General features: G+C 56.5%; 3 protein-coding genes. 1 reads left to right on the forward strand and 2 read right to left on the reverse strand.

Annotation, left to right across the window (positions count from 1 at the left end; genetic code table 11):
- A partial coding sequence (locus IE243_RS22170) for a hypothetical protein (RefSeq protein ID WP_191321467.1) occupies positions 1–2,352 on the reverse strand: 2,352 nt, incomplete at its 3' end.
- Between the two features lie 159 nt (positions 2,353–2,511).
- Between IE243_RS22170 and IE243_RS22175 the strand changes: the two genes are divergently transcribed.
- Positions 2,512–3,273: a hypothetical protein gene (locus tag IE243_RS22175; RefSeq protein WP_191321468.1), complete on the forward strand. Its 762-nt coding sequence runs from the start codon at positions 2,512–2,514 to the stop codon at positions 3,271–3,273.
- A 94-nt stretch (positions 3,274–3,367) separates the two neighbouring features.
- Here IE243_RS22175 and IE243_RS22180 read toward each other — a convergent pair.
- Positions 3,368–4,433 (reverse strand): tyrosine-type recombinase/integrase (locus IE243_RS22180; protein WP_191321469.1); only part of this gene is annotated, 1,066 nt, incomplete at its 5' end.

Consider the following 4,433-nt stretch of genomic DNA (forward strand, 5'->3'; position numbering starts at 1 on the left):
AGTCGATCTTCCTACATCAGCAATCAACGCAGAAGGTGGGAGCAGGACAGCGGTTACGAACTGCTCGTAGTCCGCCAGCGTCTTGAGGCAGAAGCGGCTCTTTTTGTTATAGGTGCTCCACGCCTCGCGAACATCGCCGAATTCATCCACCGTATCCAACGGGGCGGTCCCAAATGCGAGATGGCTGTGCTCCTTGCCATCAAACTGGAATGTCACATCACGCGGGTTGACGGGCTTGCGCTTCCAGTCGAACTCCATCCGCAGCTGTTTCTGGTTCTCGCGGCTGACGAAGTCCGCGTTCGAACGCAGCATGTCCTTGATCCCCATCCCGGTCGTGTAGGTGATGACCTGTTTGCCGTCCCGGTTCAGGAACATGCGGACGATGTGATCATTCTCGGCCTTGCCCCGCAGCAGTTCATCGACCTTGATCCCGCCTTTCTGCAAAACGATCCCGGTCGCCTCGTCGTCACCAGGCTTGAGCGTTGCTGACCCACGCGTCCGCCATCCGATCGGTTGTCCGATCGCGTGCTTCACCTCAAGGGCATTGTCGTCGCCCACAAGGTCCCTGCGGGCCTGCATGAAGGATTGGGCCAGATCGCCTGTCATGGCGGCTTCGATCTGTTCGTCGGTCGGCGTTGCAAGGAAGCCGTCCGTCGTCACGCTGAAAACATGAACGTCATCGGGAAACGCGTTCAGAATCTCACCGAGCACGGCCCGGGTGTATGAGGTGATGAACGACGCAAAGAATGGCTGGGTGATCCGGCTCTCTGGCAGCTCCACCATATCATCATCGCGGACGTCGTAGACGCGCTTCTTGCGCAGCCCCTGCGCGGTTTTCCCGTAGGTGCTGTTGCCAACCTCCTTCCAGAACAGATTGTCAAATGTGCCCTTGGGGTGCTCGTTCCGGCGCTTGATGCAATCCATGATGAAGCTGCGGAAAACGGGAGCCCCATCCTCAACCGGAACACTGACGCCGTAGTCCAGCTTGAGCTCGGCTCCCAGCTGCTTCGCCAACCAGACTTCGGGGGCAGCGCAGTACGACCGGCCCTTCCGGGGGAAGATGATGCCGTTCGCCGTTCTCACGGGCAGCGTGGGAAACCTGACGCTCTCCGGGAACTCAAAATCCACGCAGCAAAAAGCGAGATCAAACGGACCGATGCCATCAACGCTGTCCAGTTGCCGGCTCTCCCGCCACCGCGCCTTCCGGAGCAGGGACATGGCCGTGGTGTAAGCGGAGGACAGATCGAGGTCCCGCCACTTGCCCTCGGGAGCGGGGCCATACCAGAACTGCTCGTTACGGCCGCCATGATACGTTTCGGTGACAAAATCTATCGCCCACTGCACCCGCTCGATATAAACTTCGGAAACTTCTTTCACCGCGTACCCAAGCGATTTGTTGTAGCGCGGCCTGTCAAAGCGCTCCTTGCCAAGGATCGACAAGCGATCTTCCTTTGATTTCTCCCAGTCCATGATCGAAAGGACGGTGCCAAATGACGTCAGCGTCACCGGCAACTCAAATGCGTCGAACAGGGCGTCATGCTGCCGGAGGACACGCTCGGCATAGCTGACGCAGATTTCCGCGTCCCGGATCGCGTAGTCACGGAACAGCGGCCAGTCGGAGGACCGCAGCTCGGCCATGTTGGACTTGATGCGGATTTCCTCGGCCACATCATCGTGCAGGCGGATTTTCTCAAACCCGACGATAGCGCCCAGCTCACTGAGCGCCTTGGCGTTGCCCGGAGCCAGCAGGTAGGTGTCCCGCAGTTCGACGTGGAACGTCAGGTCGCTGGTCTTTTTCCCGAGCGGGAACTTGATGGCGCTGCCCATCGAAATAAACGTGTTGCGGATCGCGGACAGGTGCGACCGGGACAGCGTCTGGAACTCATCGAACGCCGGCAGGTCCGCCCGGTTGAAGTGCCCGACGAGGTAAATGCTATACGGCGCTTTCTCACCGGGAAACTTGTCGAGCCATGCTCCGACGGCGAACGCAATGAAATCCGGCAGGGACAGCCGTTTTCCATCATCGGGAATGATGATGCCCGATACCTGCTTGTCGTCACTGCCACCTGAGCGCGTGACCAGCTTCGTGCTGTACTGGTAGGAGAGAACGAGGTTCTTCGCCTCGACCTCGCCACGGCGGACCTCGGTCACATCGACCGCATCGGCAGACTGGTATTCCGTATCGAAGCCGATCACCAGACGCCGGTCTGGCTTCTTGCGTGGCTTGCCGCGCTTCTTCTTCTCGGGGGACGTCATCCGCCTCCGGTCGATCCTGACCGTCTGCGTCGCCCCACCCTCCTCCTCCGGCTCAACCCGGAACGTCAATTTCGTTTTTGCAACCAGCCCGCTCATCAATGCCCCCTCGTACTACATAGAGGGAATGTTGTTTTCTGACGCGAAACGTCAATCCAGAAAAGGTTTATATCGGCCAAGAAACGTTATATATCGCCCCCAAAGCACACAAGAACGGTCGAGATGCGAGCAACACCAACAAACCGAGGGGGGCAACCGATGCGCAGCGGTGATTGGGCGGGCCTTGCTTGGGGAACAGCCCTGCTAAGTGCTGTGTTAGTAACCATGCTTGCGCCGCATCTAACGGAAGCCTGCAGCGCCTTGGAAGTCACTAAACTCGGCGCAGCAAATTGTATAGATCATTGGCTCAACCGCTACCAAAGCGGTCTTGTGGGAATTTTCGCACTAGTTGCCGCACTGCTCACCGTCGCGTCGGCTCGCTCACAGATAAGACAAGCGGCCACGATTGAGGAAAATCGCAGGGCAAGCGAAACATTCAAACAACATAGCAAGTTAATTTCTGCCAGAAGGCTTGGAAAAGCTGCCCTCGTGCAGGTTCAGCTCCACGCTATGGCACGGTTCGCAAACGCATGCCAAAAACACCGCACGGGAGACTTCAGCCCATATATTGTCGAGCCGGGCGGCGCTTACAGATTTCCAGATACAGCTTTTAATGCGCTCGTTAATTTAATGGCTCTCGACGACAATCTAGCAGACATCATTGCAAAGCTGCTGTCCTCACTAGAGTACGCCCGCGCTGCAGAAGTAAACAAAGAAGACGCCCTCTATATTTTCAAGATATTTATTAGAATAAGTACGCTATCAGCTTCAATTGAAGAGGCAATAGAAAGTAATTTAGAAATAATAGATATAGATAAATTAATGAAAAATCTAACATATATTTGCGATCGAAGAATATTACAATTTCCTGAGTTGCAAAAATTTCGAACCGAATTACTAGACCCGACAACAATATTGTGAGCAAAATAAAAATCTGCACACTTCATGCCATGAACCGGGAACACCCAACGGAAACAAGCCGCTAGAGCGCTGAGCCATCAGCACTGCCAGCTGTCTACCCACCATTCAACCGCTGAATGACGTCCCTCGCCTTCTTCAGCACCGTCGCCTTCTCAAGGTGGGCATATCGCATCGTCGTCTTGATATCCGCGTGACCCAGGACCTCCCGAACCTCATAGACACTGAGCCCATTCTGGATCAGGCGGGTCGCGTGCGTGTGGCGCAATGTATGGATCGTGCAGTCGTGGAGACCAGCCCTCCTGAACGCCTTGCGGATCGCCACACTGGAATATCCCCGCGCCCCACCCTTCCGGTTCGGGAAGACAAAGTCGCCATCACGCGTTGATGCCCTCCGGGCCAGGATGGTGACGACGCGATCCGTCATGAACAGGACGCTCTCGTTGCCGACCTTCTGACGCCACAGGTTGATGCTGCGATTGACCAGATCGACCTGACGCCAGTGCATGTTGGCGATCTCCCCGTACCGGGCTCCAGTATCAAGCAGCATGACGATCAGGTCGTAGTTGTCCTGAATCCACCTTTGACGTTCCGGGTTCCGGTCTTCCCTTGCTGCGAGGCCAGAGCACTCACGGTCAGGGTCAAGCTCGGACAGCAGGCGACGCTCCTCCTCAGGTGACAGGTATCTCAACCGTCGGTTGGAAATCCGTATTTGTGGTGGATCAAGATCGGCACATGCGTACCCATCTTTACGGGCAGCCTTCATCGCAGCGACCAGATAGTTCAGGGCGTGCTTGACCGTCTGTGGCGAGATCCCCTGACTGATCCGTTTTCTCCTGAAATCCTCGAGAACGGAGGAAGTCAGGGACGTCAGGGGCAATGATCCGCGTATCTCGCACAGGATCCTGCGGCGATGGCCGAGCAGGTTCCGGTGATTGGGCGTTCCCACCCGTGCGCTGATATAGCGATCAAGCGCTTCCTCGACGGTCAGCGGCTTCTTTCGCCCCTCTATGATTTCCAGATGCGCCTCACTGCGGATTTTGGCAGCGACCCTCTCGGCGACCTTGCGGTCGCCCGTCCGGGTGGACCGGACGATGGTTTTATTTTTGATCTGGAACTGGACATACCAGAATTTTGAGTTCGGTCGTTTGACAAGGGACATG

This window comes from Camelimonas fluminis (assembly GCF_014656355.1).
In the GTDB taxonomy this organism is placed as follows: Bacteria; Pseudomonadota; Alphaproteobacteria; order Rhizobiales; family Beijerinckiaceae; genus Camelimonas; species Camelimonas fluminis.

Bases quoted from the DNA above. Each gene is read 5' to 3' on its own strand.
- IE243_RS22175 (WP_191321468.1), top strand. From the start codon at position 2,512: ATGCGCAGCGGTGATTGGGCGGGCCTTGCTTGGGGAACAGCCCTGCTA.